Genomic DNA, 18,870 nt, shown 5'->3' with positions numbered 1-18,870 from the left:
TAGGGATGGAACTGAAAAAAATAAAAAAGACGGAACAGATAACTTGTTTTCTATTACTAGTAATTCTTTGTGGTTGTACGCAGAACGAGGTTGTAACCGGAGGTCTGAAAGGGGAGGATGTGTCTGTTTGTTTCCATCTAAATGTCTTGGCGGCCACTACACTCCATACCCGTAGTGATACAACAATAGTCACTCGTTCTGAAAGCGATCCCGGAGAAACTGCAGATAAAACATTGTATAACCTGTGGATGGGACAATATAACTCAACCGGCGAACTGGTTGCTGAAGAATATTTCCCCTCTTTACCAAAGCAGGAGAGTGTCAATCTTCCTTTGAAACGTATGTCCGGTACCTGTCATGTATGGGCGGTGGCTAATGCCGGAAACTTGAATAACAAGGCGGTGTCTGAAATTGATTTGAAGTCACTATATGTGTCCGATGTATTCACAGAAGAGGGATTACCAACCGGAAACCTGTGTGTAATGACCGGCATGTGGTCTGGCGAGATAACGGATAATATCAGTGCGGATATTCAGTTAAGCCGTTCGTTGGCTAAGATAAAATTCACTTATTCGGTAGGCGGTGAGAACTTTTCTTTTACTCCTACAACTCTTGAATTGTGTAATGTTCCTGTTAAAATGAAATATATAGGAGATGAAAACCCGGAACAGTTGACGGGTGAAAGTGATTTTACCACCTATAGGTTCGCATCTCCCGGTAACAGCAGTACACATTACTGGTATATGCCTGAAAATCCGGCAGGGAAAGGAAATAATACAGAAAATAAAGCAACCAATAAAACAGGTGATGGTGTAGAACATGCTACATGTATTAAATTAACCGGTGAGGCTTTGCAGGATGGTGTTTTGTATAATGATGTCGTGTTCACACTCTATCCGGGTAACGGGAATAATGATTATAATATTGTGAGGAACGGTCTTTATACGATTAACATAACTTTGACCGGTATAGATTTTTCTGATAAGCGTGTGACGGTAGGCACTGTTCCTGAAATGCAGGATCCGGATAATCTGGGGGCGGAAAAAGGAGCAACAGGAATTTTTCAGGTTACTACCCGTCCGGGTATTCCCTGGTCGTTTACTATTCCAAACTGGCTCTCAGCCATAGTTGGGGAACATAGGTATGAGTCTGGAAACAGATTGGATTTTGTTGGTCCTTATAAAGTGGAGTTTGAAACAGCGACTGCAAATCCTCGTGCCGAAATACGCGAAACGTCGTTTACAGTAGGAGAGAAAGAAATAAAAGTAAGACAGGATGCGTCATCTTTGACTGTCGGTTCTTCCATATCACTTTCTGCTGAAGGAACAGCTGTAGGAAACGGTACTTTTCAGGCTACGAAAGGATTACCCTGGTCTGCGACATTGTCTTCTGAATGGGGTAACTGGCTGGAATGGGACGGGACGGCTCCAACTCCGGGTGTAGAGGCTTCGGGTACAAATGAATCACTGGCCATTAAGGCTATATCTAGTAATCCGTCTTCATCCGTTCGTAGAGGTAGCTTACAGATAAAAGGGGGAGAATCGGTTGGTAACTCAGCTTATATCGGTCTGACAGGAAGTATATCTGTTACTCAGGCGGGTTCAACGATTTCCGGTGCCGCTCAAAATATAGGTCCGGAAGCCTCGGCAAACCTGGCTGCCAGGTTTATAGCAACCCACGACTTACCGTGGGTTGCTACGGTGACTAGTGGAAATAGTTGGTTGACTTTATTAACATCTTCAACAGGTACAACGGATGGAAATTCTCAGGCGATAAATTATAAATCGACACTCAATTTATCATCATCGGAGCGAACCGGAAAGATAACAGTGTCTGTAGGTAATGGAGCAGGTGATGAGCATCCGGGACCGGTTACTAATATAACGGTCACACAGTCCGGCTCAGTTTTTGATGTGTCGCCTACAAGCTTGGATTTTGAGAATACTGAAAGTTCAGGTCAGGTCATTATAACCGGAACAGAAGGATTACCCTGGACGGTAACCCGAAAAAACGGAAGTACTGATATTTCAGTAAATGCCTCAGGTTCAATGTTGGATAAGAGTAGTCAATTCTTAACATTTACTGCACCTGCAAATATCGGGGAGGCTCGTTCTGCTACTTTTACGGTTGCAGTTACAGGGGGAAATCATTCTAAAACGGTTACGGTGAATCAGGCTGCAGGAGTAAGTAATAAGGTTACTATAAATAGTGCTGTTGTTGCAAGTTATAAAAGTGTTGTAACTGATTTTACCCTTTATCCTCCTTTTAATTATGATGGAGGTTCGACAACTTCAAGTTGGTTGGGATCTGATAGAAATGGTAAATCTTCAGATTGTACATTGACGAGTGAATATTCTATAGAAGTCGAGGAAGGGGAGCGGGGATCAACTTCTAGTTATGAAGGTGCTGCAAATTATTGTAAAGCTAAGAAGGATGGTTGGCGTGTGCCTACTATTATTGAGTTGAGAGCTATATATGATAATAGGGTTACGCTGCAAAATAACGGTGTTGCCGAGTTTAAAATTACGCAGTGGTACTGGAGCAGCTCTGTCTTTAATAAAAATGGTAACGGACGATGTATGTTGAAATTTAGGGATAATGGCGGGACCGGAAACGATGCCCAGTCGCAATCACACTATGTTCGCTGTGTCCGTGATCTTTAATAGTTGGCCTTAAAAGAGGATAATTATAAAAAGTAAGAAATGTGTTTTATTAAATAATGAATATTACAATCATGAATAAAAGGCTATTGGCTTGTTTCCTATTGACGGTTTTGTATTGTAGTTGCACGCAAAACGAAGTAGTAACCGGTATGGGCAAGGGAAAAGAAGTATCAACTTGTTTTCATCTGAATGTCTTAGCGAGTACAATAGCGCAAACACGTAGCATGGTTATTACAACAGAAGGAACAACCGAGGTCGATAGCATACCGGTTCCTGTCGGCGGCCAAAGACCCGGTCGACAACTGATCCGGGTGAATCGGCAGATAGAACTATTCAGAACTTATGGGCCGGACAGTATAATGAAAAAGGTGAATTGGTGGCAAATGAATATTTTTCATCTTTGGTTACACAGGAAAGTGTGAACCTGCCGTTGAAACGACTTGAAGAGACCAGTCATGTGTGGGTCGTTGCCAATGCCGGGAATTTGCAGGAAAAAGCGGGTACAGAAGCCGATTTGAAGGCTTTGACAACTTCAGAGGCTTTTACAGATAAAGGATTACCGGTCAGTAATCTGTGTTTAATGAGCGGCATGTGGTCAGGTAAAATCACAGAAAATATCAGTGAGGATATCCAATTGAAACGTTCGTTGGCAAAAATTAAATTTTCTTATTCGGTAAGTGGTGAAAACTTCTCTTTTACTCCGGCGACACTTGAGTTGTGTCATGTCCCGGTCAGTATCAAATATATCGGAGATGGAATGCCGCGACAACTGAGTGGAGATGGTAATTTTAAAACCTATACGGTAACATCCCCAGGTAATAGTGGCATACACTATTGGTATATTCCTGAAAATCCTGCCGGAACGGGGAATAATATAGAAGAAATTCCTATGAATAAAACAGGTGAAGGTGTAAGTTATGCAACCTGTATCCGTTTGACTGGGAAGGCTGTACAGGATGGAGTTACTTATAGTGATGTCGTCTTCACCCTTTATCCTGGTAATGGAAATAATGATTATAATATTATCCGAAATGGGTTTTATACCATTGATATTAAACTTACCGGTATAGACTTCTCTGATAAACGGGTAACGGTAGGAACTGTTCCGGAGATGCAAGATCCGAATAATCTGGGAGCGGAGAAAGGTGCTACCAGTATATTTCAGGTTACTACCCGTCCGGGTGTTAAATGGTCGTTTACCATTCCTACCTGGTTGTCTGCTGTGGTTGGTGATAAAACGTATGAGGCAGGTAATAAACTGGACTTTATAGGTCCTTACAAAGTACAGTTTGAGGCAGTCGCAGCGAATCCGCGGGCTGAAGTTCGGGAAACCTCTTTTACCGTAGGAGAAAAAGATATTTATGTGAGGCAGAATGCTTCTTCTTTATCGGTCGGCTCTTCCTCTGTCTCATTGAAAGCCGAAGGATCTTCAACGGGAAGCAGCACTTTTAAAGCGACGAAAGGGTTACCCTGGGCCGCAACGTTGGCTTCGGAATGGGGAGATTGGTTGGCATGGAATGGGGTAACTCCTGTTTCAGGGACAGAAGCAACGGGAGAAAATGAAATATTGGCGGTCAAAGCAACATCTAGTAATCCGTCTGCTTCAAGTCGTACTGGGACTATCTTGTTGAAAGGTGGGGATGCAATCAGTGAGACAGGGGATACCGATTTGACAGAAAGTATATCTGTCACCCAGGCTGGTGCATCTATTGAAGTTACTGACCTAACCCCAAAGCTGGGACCGGAAGCCGACGAAAAACTGTCAGACAGTTTTGTAGCAACCCACGACTTACTGTGGGTTGCTACAGTGACTAGTGGAACTGATTGGTTGTCTTTATTGACTCCGGAAAGCGGAACAACAGGTACAGACTCTCAAATAATCAATTACAAGACTTCCTTGAACTTAAATGCTTCGGAACGAAGAGGAAAGATCACGGTACGTGTCGGAAATGAAATAGGAAATTCTCATCCGGGACCATCAAAGGTTATAACGGTAGCACAGGCAGGATCGGTGTTTGAAGTTTCACCAACGGTGCTGGATTTGGAAAGTACAGTAAGCTCCGGAACGGTCATTGTAACAGGGACAAAAGGGTTACCTTGGACCGTAAACCCTTCTGTCACAAAAAATGGAATAACTCCCGGCACAACTTCGGGAATAACGAAAGGTGGTAGTCAAACATTAACATTTTCTTCTACGACGAATATTGGTGTGGCTCGGGAGGCTATATTTACTATTGCAGTTACTGGAGGCAATCATTCAAAAGTTGTGAAGGTTAAACAGGCAGGATTGACAAATACTGTAACGATTAATCAGGAGCTAGCAACAGCTTATAAAAATTCAGGTGTTAATTTGACTTCTTATCCGCCTTTTAATCACGATAATGGAAATGTAACAGGGACCGGAAGTGATTACAAAGGCGAATCTTCATCTTGTACTATACCTATACCTTATACCATAGAGGTGGAGAATATTCAGAGTACAAAGGATCATAAATATAAAGATGGTGCAGCAAAGAATTATTGTACGAGTAAGGGAGAAGGTTGGCGTTTGCCAACAGTCATAGAATTGTATGCTATGTGGACAAAGTGTAAAGGAACAAACAGTAATGCAGCAGACGATGAGGAAGACTCGAAGTTACTTGGCACTAAATTCATCAATATGTGGTATTGGAGTAGTACGGTCGGCGAAGGCGACAGCAGTCGCCGTACTGGACTTCACATGGGTAACGGTAGCATTGTTAACGGAGAAACGAAGTACACGAACTATATTCGATGTGTCCGTGATATTTGATTATGGCCAGCTAAATCAAGGAATGATGATGGTTGTATTCAGCAGGTGAAATATTGAACGGAAGGATGAAAAGGTAACTATAGATACCATTTAAAGCGTTCTTTGACATGTGACATAATATCCGTAAGAAATATATTGTGCCACTCTTTTATTACCGGTATATATTTTATAATTATAATTGTAATAATCATGAACAAATCAGATTTAATGCGTGAGATCGCAAAAAAGATGTCGATCTCCCAAAAGGATTCTTTGCGCTTTATAAACATTTTCGAAGATGTTATGGCAAACGAACTTTTAAAAGACGGCTCTATTATGTTACAAGGTTTCGGTACTTTTTCTTCCTGGAAACAATCCGAACGTCTTGGACGTAATCCACGTACCGGCATTTCAGTCGTGATAAAGTCTCGTACCAGTGTCAAATTTAGGCCCGGTAAGGACCTATTGAAATTTTTGAATGATCGGAAATAGGAAATCGTTACGCGGTTATATGGATTTGGTATGTGCTTTCAGGCAGGGATAAACCATTCCCCTGTCTGAAAGTATAATGTATACAAAACTAAAAGAACTCTTTGGGACAAAGACACCCTCTGTAAGAATGTTTAAATCATTATTGGGAAACTTGCCGGAATCGGAACAGCTAATTTATAAAAAAGCAGCTGTCGATACGGCATTTTGCGATTGGGAAAATACACCTGAACGGTACCGGTTATTCTTGGGTGACTTGTTTCAACACCATTGGCAAAAGACATTAGATTATCTACTTAATAAAACGGTATTTGGATTACTGGGGTATGATTTACAACAACCTGAACTTCTCCGGAAAGTATTTTCTTTGCTGGAAGGAAAAAAGGAGAATGGTTTTATGCCTTCCTATCTGCATCTGTCTTTTGTGTATCTTCTTGCTTTTCATGAAAATAAATCAGTGGAGTATTTCGGAGACCTGCTTCGTGAAGGTATCACTTCGGATGATCTCTGTGAACTGTTTGATTTATGGAATGCCGATAATGAGTCCGGTCATTTGCCCGCTGATTAATAAAACCTAAAATAACAGGCTTTTCACCCTTCTGGAATATGCAGTGATTCTTTCATTTATTAATAGAAAGTGAAGGCTATCTATTTTGTGACCTTATGCCGTCTGCATATTTCAGAAGATTTCAATTTTCTGTCGGTTTATCTTTGTTGTATCAGTTACTGATAGAGGTATTGGGTATTAATCTATTAATTTATTATTATCATGAGTGTAAAGTACAAATTGGTTGTCAAGAAGAATTTAGGTAACGACAAAGGGGAAGTGCCGGAAAAGAAGTATGCACAGATTGTATCGGGCGATTATATTGCTTTCCCGGAGTTGATTGAGGAAGTGAGTGACAGTAGTGGCGTGGGAAGCGCTGGGGTGAAAGCGGTGCTCGACCGCTTGAATGTAGTACTGGTGCGCCATTTGCAGCATGGCCGCCGGGTGAGTGTGGGGGAATTGGGTACGTTTCGTTATACGATCGGTTCTCCTGGGGTCACTGATGAGAAAACTTTTGATACAAACCTGATTCGCGAACCTAAAGTGCGGTTTTATCCGGGGAAGGCTCTTCGGACTATCAAGAGCCAGGCCAGTTTTGAGAAGCTGGTCGAGAAGAAAGACGAAGAGAAGGAAGAAGAGGGGGGCGGAAGTAGCGATAGACCGGAGATCGAATAATTGAGAATTCATAATTAGAGATTCAATGTTTAGGTTATGAAACGGATAACGGTTCAGTTAATTATTGCAATCCTGCTCACAGTGAGCGGGATTGTTCTTCTCTTCAGCGGTTTTTGGGTAGACCCTGACGGGTTGATAGACAGTAGTGTGCTGGTGGCTTTCGGAGAAATCAGCACGTTTGCCGGAGCACTTTTCGGAGTGGATTATTCGTATAAATTTAAAATCAACAATCATGAGTAACAAAAAGCATAAAGCCATGTTGAGTGAACATTTCAGTCTGGAAGAGTTGACTTATAGCCGTATAGCGGTAGAGAACGGATTGGATAATGAACCGCCTCCTGCTGTCCGTCAGTCACTTTGTTATCTGGCCGTTCATCTGTTGGAACCATTGAGAGGGCTCTATAATAGTCCGATTGCCGTACTGAGTGGTTATCGTAGTGACTCTGTTAACCGTCTAGCTGGTGGTGTCGTTAACAGCCAGCACCGGAAAGGGGAGGCTGCCGATTGCTATATCCCGGAAGGACCGTGCCGTTTACTGGATATCCTGAAGAAATCAGGATTGCTTTTCGACCAGGCCATTCTGTACAAGAAACGGAATTTTCTTCATCTCTCCCTGAAAGAGAAAGGTACCAATAGAATGCAGATATTATTTTATATTTTATGTCTGGTATTTCTGTTGCCGTCTTGCCAGATACGACGGGGCAGCACGAGAGAAGAACATGCTTTCTATATTGACTCATTAGTTGCCTCCGGCAAAGACTCTTCCCTTTTTAACCGTAAAACATTCACTATAGATTCTATTAACTGGAATATAACCCGGGTGGTCTTTTCGCCACCCGATAGTACCGGCCGACAATATCCGGCAGAGATAGCTTTATTGCAAGGGAAAAAACATCACAGCATAACCGACATAAGTAGTAAGACCGCTAATTCGTCAGTAGAATTGACCCGCCATCAAACCGCTGTTTCTTCTTTTTTTTCCGAAAATCAGTACAAACACTCATCGTCTGTGAGTATTTGGATAGTAGTTTTTGTCCTGTTAGCCGGGGTATGCCTGGGGTTCGGAAACTCATCGCAAACATGAGGTTATTAGTCACTTCATTAGGGGTGGAGTGGCTTTGATATTAATTCAATGAGTATATTATATCTTTTTATTTACACTGCATCATTCTTACATATCCCTTACACAACGGACGTAAACAGAAGACGTATTCCAATCCATGGCACTACCGCTGATTGCATTGTCCCATCTATTGGTTACATTGAAATATACAGCACGATTATCATTCGGATATTTTCGGTTTACCCAATAATAACGTCCGTTAGTTTGCTCTCCTCCGAGATGGTCGAAACCGAGATCAGTAAAATCATTAAAAGTCATCCCTCCTTTTTGTAATTCCGGAATCTGCGCGGGACTACCCGATTTAGAGCCGACACCACCTCCCAGCAAAAGAATCTGCCTCATCTCCAATTCCGACGGAAGACGCCATCCTGATTCACTGCCCTCTTCACTATAAGCAGCACAACCAGTAAGAGGTGTTGCAAGATCAACCGCATTCGAATTACTCCATCCTGAAGCTTCCACCCAAGTGCCGTTTGACAAAGAATTAACTATAACAGCATCCTTTTTCGCTACACGGAATCGGGGGGAAAGGTAACTCCAGTTTGGGTCTGCCGGACCTTCTCCCGACACGTCAGATACCTGATCTTTTTCAGTGAAACGCAAGGGCGATCCCAATCTGTAATAACTATACGTTCCTGTGGTCATGGGATTAACATCGACATATCCTTTTTCTACACCATTCACTTTTTCGTATGATACGATTACCGGATTACCGCTTATATTCGTGAGGTATGGATACGTCTTTTCCACATTTTTATTATCCCGCACACAGCGCACAATACTGCTTGAGCTATAATTGGCACTCACATCCACGGTAGTTCCGGCAAAGTATGCCGAATTCTGTACTGACGAGGGAGTAGTCTTCGGCACCGTGCTCGTCCAGTAATGTCCACGACTATTAAGCGCAATGCCTTTCACTCCTAACATAACGGCAGTAGCCCCCATCAATCCGTGGTAACGTGCAGGCAGATACCATTCCAAACGGGGATCATCCGCACTGTTTATATCCCACCATTCTTCATTCATCATCATACAAAAACCTGCCGGTGAAAAGACCGGTGGAGCCGTCATTCCCTGAGCGGCATAATTAATCTGTTCAGCCACATATCCTTCCAATGCTTTGAAAATCTTTAACGTGTTCTCTTTTCCGTCACTCGTACTCGTAGCCCCGTACTTGGATTCATCTTTGTCGTAGTCAGTACCTTCATCAACAAGATTTATCCCCATCGGCAAACTACCCTCAAAGGCAAACATTGTTTCATACAAAGGATCGGTAGTATAATCATAAACATATCTTCCGGACGCTAATGCTTTAGTTTTTATAAGATTCTCTGCAGAGGCCATTTGATTTATGTATACCGTTTTATCAGCATATCCGGGTTGAATTTCACCATTGGGATTTCCATCAAATGTTCTCACTACGATTCTCTTGCGTTTATTAGCAACACCGTCAAATCTTGTTACTTTAAAGAGAATTGTACCATGTCCGCTGACATAACCATCCCCTACAGTGTTTTGAACTTTGTCCCCACCAAGATCCATCACCCCCTCAAATACAGGTCCCGCATCCGTTATTTCCTGAAGTCTCCAATAGGATCCTTCTTTAGCCCGAACCATCACACCATACGTACCGGCTTCAGAAGGGAAAAAGTTATTGTCGAGAATCGTAATCTTATCGGTAGCATACTGGGTAACCCGCCAAGCTCGGCTCATATCCGGTTCATTATCATTAAAATACCGTAATTCTACAGTACGCGGCACAGGCATAACGTTTACTCCGACATTTATTCTGATACGTGCTCCCGAAGGCAATCCATTCTTCTTCATACCTACATTTATCCAGTTTGCTTCATCATCTTCTACCCACTTGGAACGAATCTCTCCAATTCCCATATTTGCATTTGTTCCGGGATCCGATGCACCATCTTTAAGAGGAAGATACGAAAGCGATAGCCCCTGCCAGTTGGTGATAACATTGCCATAAATATCGACCAGTTCAAATCCCCAGGTATCTTCGCCTGCATCCATATACAGATAAGAATTAGTGTTTGCGACAGGAACAGGTCTTACCTGATTACCCCAATTCGTATCATTCGGATCCAGATAAGAGGTTTCGGGCGAACGGTTGGAAGCATACCGACCATTCAGATAACGCAATTCACGCACATGCAGATTTTCTTTATCTACACGGATATCGGAAGTTACGATACCGGCTCCGTCAATTTTCACGGTAACGGTATAATGAGTGTTGCGTTTGATATTGAAATTGTCTATATTGTTTTCACCCAAATATATTTTCCAGGTCACCTTTCCCACATTACGTCCATCATTCATTACTCCCTCGACCAGCAGATATGTAGCCATATTGTCGATTTCATTATCGGCTGCCGCATTGTTTTTAAACTGTTCCTTTCCCCTTTCAGATGTATTATTCGGATATAGAGCCTCATCATCACCATGCATTCTGTTCTCCAGTATATAATATGACTCGGAAGTGCTGTAATTTTTAACCAGATCTCCTCCATTATCTGTCAAACCGGCTTTAATAGATGACAGATTCTCCGGAACAGTAATTTTGTCTCCATCAGTAGCAAAAGCGGCGTGCTTGGGAACATTCACTATTTGAAGTCCGGTTATAGAAAGGGTTGCACCAATGAAAGGATGAGAGGGAGAACTGATCGACTGGGAAGCTTCTATCATCACATCCAGTTTTGCTGTAAGTTTATCCACATAAACCAGTATACTTGATATAGGTGTTTCCTCCAGGCTAACCTCCATATTTATAGAACCAACCATCACCAGTTTATCCCCGGATGAGATACTTGCATTATCCGTACTGTCCGGCGTATAAACGAGTGTTTTAAATTCGTCCAGATTTACAGCAAGAGTACCCGTGGCAGGATTAATAAAAGGATTATTCCCAGACATTCCCATATCACCGTTGGCTTCACCGTAATTGGTAATGAAATAAATAAGGTTATTTGTACCACCACTATTGGCTAGAATGACATTAAAATTACCACTTTCATCAGGAACGTATTGTTTAACGGACGCATCAATCAGTTCATTATTCGCATCGAATTGTCCGACAACAACATGTGTCCAATTATGCTCCTGCTGACTGGTTAATGACTTAGTTTGTACAGTTTCAAAGCCGGATGCTATCATATTGACATGTGCCCGTACGAATCCTTCGGGTACACCGATCTGATCGACCGGCTTACGTTTGTTTGGCTCGAATGCATCATCCGTACATCCGATCAGCATAACTGCTCCGAATATTACAGATAAGATTAATTGCCAAATTATATTCCCGTTCTCTATTCTCTTTCTTTTCATAATTATCCTTATTTATCGGGGTATGGTAACTGTCCATTGGGCATTGCGCCATCCTCTTACAAAAATACCTCCGGCATTCACCGTCACTTCATACGTGTATTCGCTTCCACGTTCAAATCGTTGATTCCTTAATACGGATTCGTAAGATTTGTAGTTATCTCCGTTTATCAGCAAGTGGAACGTTAGTTTGACATCCCTGCTTCTGAGGGTCACTGTTTCGGTATTGGTATCGGGATTAGGGATAACCTCGGAAATCAACTCCCAGGTATCAGTTTTCTCATGTATTCCATCTTCATAGCCTTTCGGTTGTTGATAAACATTACGCGCATTCCGGATAGAAACAGTTCCGAAGACAGCACCTTCTTCAGTCAGGATCGTTTCTCTCAGTTTTTGCTCGCCAATAAAGAAGTTAGTACTAAAAGCATTGTAAGTCATATTACTCATCTCGACACCTCTATTTTCTATCCGCATACTCTCAACATCACTTCCCCGAATAACAATAAATCTGATCCGTGAGGAAAGCAAAGTGAACGGCTCGAGCTGAATATTGTAGACACCCGGTGTTCCTTCGGTTACTTGTCCGGCATCCTGACTGATTTGTATTCCTTTAAGAGGACTAGAGGTATATAAAGTGACCGGTATATCCCCTTCCTGAGCAACGACACCGCCATGCCGGAATCGGTATCCCGGTACGTCATACCCATCTATCGCCGATGTATTCAGTTGAACAGCCGGCGAAATTGCAAAAAAATCATAGAGAGCCCCGGGAAGATGCAGGTCGGTATGGGTTATTTCTCCATCCTCCAAGGCCTCTCCGGTTACAGGATCGACACGCCACGGAACGAGTGCTCGTTTATCGGAGGAATTATTTCTTTCTTCCTGACTTCGCACCTTGAATGTCATTTCCTTTTCCTGCAACCTATTATTTGAATACGGATTATTTTCTCCTTCGCTGGTATTGGCATCATAGACATACAACCGTATGGTCGATCCGGCAGGCATCGCTTCCGTAACCATGGAACGCGTAAGCTGATCATCAGTTGTTGCAATGCGAGGTGGCAGGATATTGATCAGTACCTCCCCGTCACCGCCACCGTTTATGTCCGGTTCCGGAATCTGCTCACTACATGCTGTAAACAAGCAGACTATTAAAATCGGTATGTAAAATTTTCTTTTCATATATACTTCTGTTAAGTGCCACCAACTCCAATTGTAATATCTTCTTTATCTTCCGTTTTCCACCGTTCGCGCTGAATCTCGTCCAGTTCAATGTAAATATCCGCCTCATTCACCTTTATAGTATAGGTATAACGTTCTCCAGGTTTCCATCCCTCCCAATCGAGATCAGTACAGGTAGGCAGCATAAACGAATACCGCCTTTCATTAAGCCAGATATCGAAGAAATAACGTTCCAATTCGTCGAGCTCAGTAGAAGCAGTGGAGGCTACGGGAAACAAAAATATTTCCCGAATCAGTGCCGGTTCATCTTTCGCCGCCGGCACAAGAAACGTGCTGTCCCTGTTATAACCGGGAATAAGGATAGAAGCGCCCGAAGTTGCATCCGTCAGACTGGGATCCGTACCTGTTTTCACAGGAGGTTCGAACTTTTCCTTGATTATATCATAGGTACCCCGTGTCACACCCGAAACGGTCATACGATTGATAAAGATATCCTGTTCCGGTACATCCGGTGCTTCATCTGTTTTAATTATTTTCAGGACAACACTGGTTAACAGATGCTCGAATTGGGTTTCTAGTGGCTGATCGGTTTTCTGTTTGTCTGTCAGCGTAGCCTTCAGCAGATCCGGGCGGCGATATAAATTCACACGCAAACCGAGCGGACGTTCAGAAGTGGGCGGAAGAATGGTTACTCCCGACGAATCACCTCCCGCGGAAGATGCCAATGGGGCCGGGAAAAACAGTTTAAAATCGTATTGTTCATCATCTTCCGGATAATAGTATTTCAGTGGTGAATAATCAATTTTGTAGCCGTCAACTACTTTCTTTACCGAACCGGTCAACCCATTCATAAACGGATTTAACCAATCAGCGCTTCCATTATTATAACGGGTACCATAGATCAGAACTTCTCTACCGCTGGTCACCAAAGAATCCATATTCTCCATACCCGGATTCGACTCTTCGATTCCGGCACGCGTAACATCTCCGTTCTCTACTATCACTGTTCCTACCGCTGCATTAAACAAGACAGGAACAGGTGAGGAAGAAGAGTCGTCCTTGATTTCCGTTTCATTACTACAACTGCCCAAAAAGAACAGACCGGCAAGTAATAAAAAACCAATGTTACGACTATATTTATATATTAATTCGATCATAGATATTCTCCTTTATTATAAAGATTCACCGGGTTTACCCAGCCCAACCTCGTTACCGTTATCCGGTTCGGTTGCATCCTCCCAGGGTTCAAGACTAATAACATCGAAAAGTACGGTATGTCCCTTTACTGTAGCTATAACAACTGTTTTATGTCCTGCTTGCAGCGTCACACCACTGAACGGGTATGATTTGGTTTTTCTGTTTTCAAACTCCAAGGTGATTTCAGTCAGGCCGGCGGCATCCGGGTAAACCAACACCCCTTGCGAAGTAACCGTATCTGTTCGCAGCTCCATCTCTCCAAAATCAAATTCACCCATATGACTATCGTCCGGTTGGGTTATTTTATTCAGAGCAGTCTCCCCGATATTGGATATGGTCAGTTCGAACTGAGTGGGGACATTTATTTTTGCTGAAAGCAGATCGCCGTATAACTCAGCTACATGATCATCTTCAGCAACCAGTTTTAATACGACCTGTGCCAGACTGTGCTCAAATTCAAACGCAATTTCACGTCCATCTTGATAAACCGCGGTAACCGGCTTAGTCACCATAATATCTTGTGTTCCGTCGATTGTCCACGACGCCTTTCCAGCTTCATAGTTATTATGTTCCGGATAAAATGCCATGAAGTGAGCATTATTGTTAGCCTCATCGAAATATTGACGTATATCCAGATCTATCGTTCCGCTGCCTGCTGCAATGGAAGCGGAAGAAGCTATATTGGAAGTAAGAAAGCCTTGCTGCGTATCTCCATCAGTACCTCGTATCACCTGTATGCCAATCATTTCCTGTTGAGGGATATGATTTTCATCGGATTCTATAACCCCACGGGTTAAAACGACACCCGTATTGAATTTGATTTCATTCTTAACAGGCACCTCAGCTATCGGGTCTTCATTACATGCTGTTAACAGAAAGAGTACGATTGTGATAATATATACAGGCCAATATTTCATTCTAATTCTTTTTCATTTGGTGACCGGAAAAGAAACTAATCCTGTCCGGTCTGTGTAAGTTGTTGCTATTATTGTATGGTACCTGATCCTGTACCGCCATCTTCCCACGGTTTTACTTTAATAGAAGGTAAAATCTCGCCGGATTTAAATGTCAAAGTAATCTCATGATCCATACCAGGTTTAGCACCACCATCAGAAATCACTATCCCATTAAGTTCCGCATCATCACCACCAGAAGTCTTCACTACTAAATTATAGTTCGCTTCGGGATAAACCATTGCTTTACCAAAAGTAAGAGTATCTGTTGTTAACGTAAGGTTGTCAGCCTGTGTATCGAGAACCTGATCGCCACTCGCATTTAATACAGGGATCTCTTTTGTTGATGCAGTACTGGTTGATTGATACTGATTAGCTTCATTACCATCAAACGTGTGAGTTACCGTAGATTTCGTACCTGTGATTATCACCTCGGTAACATCGCCCCAACTTCTTGCTGCAGCATCGCTATCGGCAATGACCTTGATTGTTATTTTCGAAAGCAAATGTTGGAATGTTACAGGGTTCGAGGAACCCGATACTTCTTTATTGTCATGAAAATAATTGGTTACCATCACGTCAGTCTTACCGTCTATCATCCATGTGGCACTAACATGGGTATCCTTTACTAAGTTAACTTTCGGGTAAAAACCTTTCAAGTGAGAGTATATAGTACCATCGATATTATAATACTGCGAATTAGTAAATTTAAGCATATTTTCATCGCTTACATTTTTCAATGTAGCATCAACAACTCCAGGTCCTGTCCCCTCTACTGTCTGAGCCGTAGCTATTGCATCAGCCCATACCGTAGATGTAGCAGTAGAAGATGAATGATCCGGAGCTCTAAGAAAAGCAACATTCAGTGAGGTCGGTGTTGTGATAATACCACTGCTGTTAGATTCCACCGACGCACGGGTCATAACTGTCGTTCTCAGTAAAATTTCACTTTTATCTTCTCCATCCTGCCCTCCATTGACTGGGTCGTCCCCATTGGAGCAGGCTGTTGCCAACAATGCCAGCATAAAGATCGATGTAATTTTTGTTTTCGTTTTCATTTTCATTCACTTAATGGTTTATTTACTCTTTTATCTATTTAAACTCTCATTTCCTTATTCTATGACAGCACCTCCGCTACCTCCCCAACTCCAGGGACGAACCACCATCGTGAGGTTAAACTCGCCTCCATCGGGGAATTTCAATGGCACAATTACCGTCCCGCCTTCTTCGGGTAGAGCAGCCAGATCATCGGTTATATCAGACGGCAGAGTTGTCACCGTTTCTCCACCGGAGAAGGTCACATCCGCAGTAACTTCGTTTTTATCTATAAAACCGAAAACGGAAACAGTGGTACTGAAATCCTTCTCTCCGTCCTTCCGGGAAGCTTCGGCCCGTACAACGGCTGTTCCCATGCTAGCGGCTTCGCCGCTAAAAGCTTTTACCGAATAGATAATCCCATCCACATCCACCGACAATGCCGAAACATTATTCAGCGCATCCGATTGTAATATAAAGGTAATATAACGTGTGTAGCTCTGAGGATAAGCATCTACCACGACAGGTATCTCCGAACGGGGAACTTCTATTTCTTCCAGTCCGGTGCCAAACACTCTTTCTACACTACCGATATATCCGGGACCTGCCCGATGGAATACCTCCCCGGCCAGTATAATATCATTTTCGTGACTACCATTCACTTGATAAGACGCACCGCTCATTTCCTTGTTCGAGATTATCACATGATAAGTTTCGGCCGGCAGCCAACCTTCGAAGCCAGAGGATGTTCCTTCAGCAACAATGGGTTCACCACCGCGACTGTTATAGAAATAATAGGTAGTAACTCCCGGCACAGAAGACTGTTTCCAATGCAGGTTTATCTTCAGATATCCATTATCAGGCCTCATCTCCAGATCACGGCGTGTGCATCCGAACATTAGCATAGCTATCAGAACGATGCTCAATATGATATATATATTTACCTTATTTTTCATTTTATAAATCGGTACACAATCGAGATATTAATCCCTGTTATTCCAAACTTATTACGCTTCTTATCGTAATCAAAATAATAATGCTCATTTTCCGGCGTATAATAATCGATTGTGCGACGGCTATATCCGGCACGCAACCCTAATTCGACTCCCAGACGGTCGGTTATAGGAATATGCCCTCCTACGGATAAACCAAGACCGGCAAACTTTCCTGTCCGATTGTCGTCAATATGCATTCGTTGATTATCGAAATCGCCGGCTTCACCATAAAACCCGGCAAACAGCCAGCGGTAAGTACCGTCGGCATTCAACCAGATACGGGGTTCAAGGCTCCAGGCCGAAACTCCGAAATACTGATCTCCACCGACCTTCCTTTTGGCGTATGCTCCAGTAGCGTTAATCGACCATCGGTCGGCAAAAAAATATTCAAGACTTAAATTCGGCATCCACCTATAATGTTTAAAATCAGGCATAATACCAACCCAATATATGAGATTAGTCTTTACTGCCAGCAAAGGAGAAACACTCTTCTGCGGTGTTTGGATATCCTCTAATTGTTTGGTAGTATTAGAAAATACAGTAGTTACAATACAAACCGATAACCCGACAATAAACAGAAGCTTTATTACTATTGTATGTACAATGCTATTATTATGTTTCATTATGATCTTCCTCGTGAAAAACACTCTATTTATCCAATTGTAAAATTACTGAGTGTACGTGAACCGGATGATAGGATTTCATACAATTATCAATTAATTATCCGGTTATTCGAAACTGCAATAAACAATAAACCTACAAATTGTCATTTTATCATAATCGATATGCAACAGTGTCATTTATTAAAAATAAACAACTGTTTCGTGTCAATGTTTGACACAAACCCTTCACTCCAGACATTCTTCACACAGGATTTTATATCTAATTTAGCCATGTTAAATAATTGGTTTACTTATGAATAATAATTTAAACAAATCTGTTTTAGATAAAATACTGAACTGTATACCAGAAAATATCAAACCTGTTAATTACTTGATGGATATTTTAGATCTGGGAAAAGAGTCGGCTTACCGGAGATTGAGAGGAGAGAAAGCATTATCATTGGAAGAGATACATAAACTATCTGTTGAATTAAGTTTTTCACTTGATGAAATATTAGGAAACAAGAATACAAACACCTTTACTTTTAATTACATAGGCTCTTCCGATAAGAATCCGGATAACAACTTTCTGGAATTTCTTCTCTTTTATGAGAACTATCTGAAGAATATTCTAAACGCTGAAAATACAGAGGTTATAAACACGATAAATAACATGTTGAGTACTATGTTTGTCGGTTTTGACGAGTTATTCAAATTCGTCTACTACCATTGGATGCATCAAATGAAAGAGGTACCTTTGAATTATCATTATTCAAACTTGGTTATCCCTCCCCAGATAAAAGATATATGCAAAAATATCAACAACTTACATAAAAACTTAAAGAAAGTGACCATGATCATAGATAAAAATATACATCTGAACCTGATAAAAGAAATACAATATTTCTACATACGGGGACTTATAGATGAATCGGAACTCATCAGGCTTAAAGAACAGTATCTACGCTATATGGATTTTACGGAAAAGATCATAACAAAAGGAACTGATCCTAATGGAAGCAGTTATGATATTTATCTATCCATGCTCGGTATCAGCAGCAGTACATCTTATATATCTTGGGAAGATAATGAAGAATCGGCTTTCTGGCATAACGTCTGTTATCCTATGCACACAAGAAACCGAAATATAATTGACAGGCATAAACACTGGATAGATTCACTAAAGAAATATTCGACGCTCATAACTCAATCCAACGAATTACAGCAAGCTGATTTCTTTAACGAGCAAAAAAACTACGTAAACAATATGGCCGATAAGATATTGTTGTAAGGGTAATACCGA

General features: G+C 41.9%; 16 protein-coding genes. 9 read left to right on the top strand and 7 right to left on the bottom strand.

Going from position 1 to position 18,870, the window contains the following annotated elements; all coding sequences use genetic code 11:
* Nucleotides 1–5 precede the first annotated feature (5 nt).
* The 8 genes from C825_RS18995 (at nt 6) to C825_RS18960 (ending at nt 8,228) form a co-directional block, all read left to right on the top strand.
* Nucleotides 6–2,663: a BACON domain-containing protein gene (locus C825_RS18995; RefSeq protein ID WP_010803687.1), complete on the top strand. Its 2,658-nt coding sequence runs from the start codon at nt 6–8 to the stop codon at nt 2,661–2,663.
* Between the two features lie 71 nt (nt 2,664–2,734).
* Entirely contained in the window at nt 2,735–3,085 is a 351-nt protein-coding gene (locus C825_RS18990; RefSeq protein WP_250690604.1) for a hypothetical protein, read from the top strand.
* Nucleotides 3,040–5,454 (top strand): BACON domain-containing protein, encoded by a 2,415-nt coding sequence (locus C825_RS18985; RefSeq protein WP_250690603.1) that lies wholly within the window; start codon nt 3,040–3,042, stop codon nt 5,452–5,454. Before C825_RS18990 ends, C825_RS18985 begins: the two co-directional genes overlap by 46 nt.
* A 189-nt stretch (nt 5,455–5,643) precedes the next feature.
* Complete coding sequence (locus C825_RS18980; RefSeq protein WP_010803685.1) at nt 5,644–5,925, top strand: HU family DNA-binding protein; 282 nt, start codon at nt 5,644–5,646, stop codon at nt 5,923–5,925.
* A 127-nt stretch (nt 5,926–6,052) separates the two neighbouring features.
* Entirely contained in the window at nt 6,053–6,490 is a 438-nt protein-coding gene (locus tag C825_RS18975) for a hypothetical protein (protein ID WP_044214523.1), read from the top strand.
* 201 nt (nt 6,491–6,691) lie between these two features.
* On the top strand, nt 6,692–7,144 hold the full coding sequence (locus C825_RS18970; protein WP_010803683.1) for an HU family DNA-binding protein: 453 nt from the start codon (nt 6,692–6,694) through the stop codon (nt 7,142–7,144).
* 36 nt (nt 7,145–7,180) lie between these two features.
* Complete coding sequence (locus C825_RS18965) at nt 7,181–7,384, top strand: hypothetical protein (RefSeq protein WP_010803682.1); 204 nt, start codon at nt 7,181–7,183, stop codon at nt 7,382–7,384.
* Complete coding sequence (locus tag C825_RS18960) at nt 7,377–8,228, top strand: D-Ala-D-Ala carboxypeptidase family metallohydrolase (protein ID WP_010803681.1); 852 nt, start codon at nt 7,377–7,379, stop codon at nt 8,226–8,228. Before C825_RS18965 ends, C825_RS18960 begins: the two co-directional genes overlap by 8 nt.
* An 87-nt stretch (nt 8,229–8,315) precedes the next feature.
* On the opposite strand, the gene C825_RS18955 is transcribed toward C825_RS18960, so the two are convergent.
* The 7 genes from C825_RS18955 to C825_RS18925 form a co-directional block, all read right to left on the bottom strand.
* The gene (locus C825_RS18955) at nt 8,316–11,606 is read right to left on the bottom strand and encodes a DUF4906 domain-containing protein (RefSeq protein ID WP_010803680.1); all 3,291 of its coding nucleotides are present in this window, start codon (nt 11,604–11,606) and stop codon (nt 8,316–8,318) included.
* A 12-nt stretch (nt 11,607–11,618) separates the two neighbouring features.
* Nucleotides 11,619–12,785 (bottom strand): BF2992 family fimbrillin-A clan protein, encoded by a 1,167-nt coding sequence (locus C825_RS18950; protein ID WP_007653196.1) that lies wholly within the window; start codon nt 12,783–12,785, stop codon nt 11,619–11,621.
* 11 nt (nt 12,786–12,796) lie between these two features.
* On the bottom strand, nt 12,797–13,942 hold the full coding sequence (locus C825_RS18945) for a fimbrillin family protein (RefSeq protein WP_007653197.1): 1,146 nt from the start codon (nt 13,940–13,942) through the stop codon (nt 12,797–12,799).
* Nucleotides 13,943–13,957: 15 nt separating this feature from the next.
* On the bottom strand, nt 13,958–14,899 hold the full coding sequence (locus C825_RS18940; protein ID WP_010803679.1) for a fimbrillin family protein: 942 nt from the start codon (nt 14,897–14,899) through the stop codon (nt 13,958–13,960).
* Between the two features lie 68 nt (nt 14,900–14,967).
* Nucleotides 14,968–15,999, bottom strand: coding sequence for a hypothetical protein (locus tag C825_RS18935; RefSeq protein WP_010803678.1), 1,032 nt, complete (start codon nt 15,997–15,999; stop codon nt 14,968–14,970).
* Nucleotides 16,000–16,047: 48 nt separating this feature from the next.
* Nucleotides 16,048–16,926 carry a DUF5119 domain-containing protein gene (locus tag C825_RS18930; RefSeq protein ID WP_010803677.1) on the bottom strand — a complete coding sequence of 293 codons (879 nt, stop codon included), beginning with the start codon at nt 16,924–16,926 and terminating at the stop codon, nt 16,048–16,050.
* Entirely contained in the window at nt 16,923–17,588 is a 666-nt protein-coding gene (locus C825_RS18925; protein ID WP_052334407.1) for a DUF3575 domain-containing protein, read from the bottom strand. Before C825_RS18925 ends, C825_RS18930 begins: the two co-directional genes overlap by 4 nt.
* 292 nt (nt 17,589–17,880) lie before the next feature.
* On the opposite strand from C825_RS18925, the gene C825_RS18920 reads away from it, so the two are divergent.
* On the top strand, nt 17,881–18,858 hold the full coding sequence (locus tag C825_RS18920) for a hypothetical protein (protein WP_007653209.1): 978 nt from the start codon (nt 17,881–17,883) through the stop codon (nt 18,856–18,858).
* The last annotated feature ends 12 nt before the right edge of the window (nt 18,859–18,870 follow it).

Source organism: Parabacteroides sp. ASF519, assembly GCF_000364265.2.
In the GTDB taxonomy this organism is placed as follows: Bacteria; Bacteroidota; Bacteroidia; order Bacteroidales; family Tannerellaceae; genus Parabacteroides; species Parabacteroides goldsteinii.
Note: the sequence above shows the minus strand (reverse complement) of the source record. Positions and strands in the feature narration are given on the sequence as shown.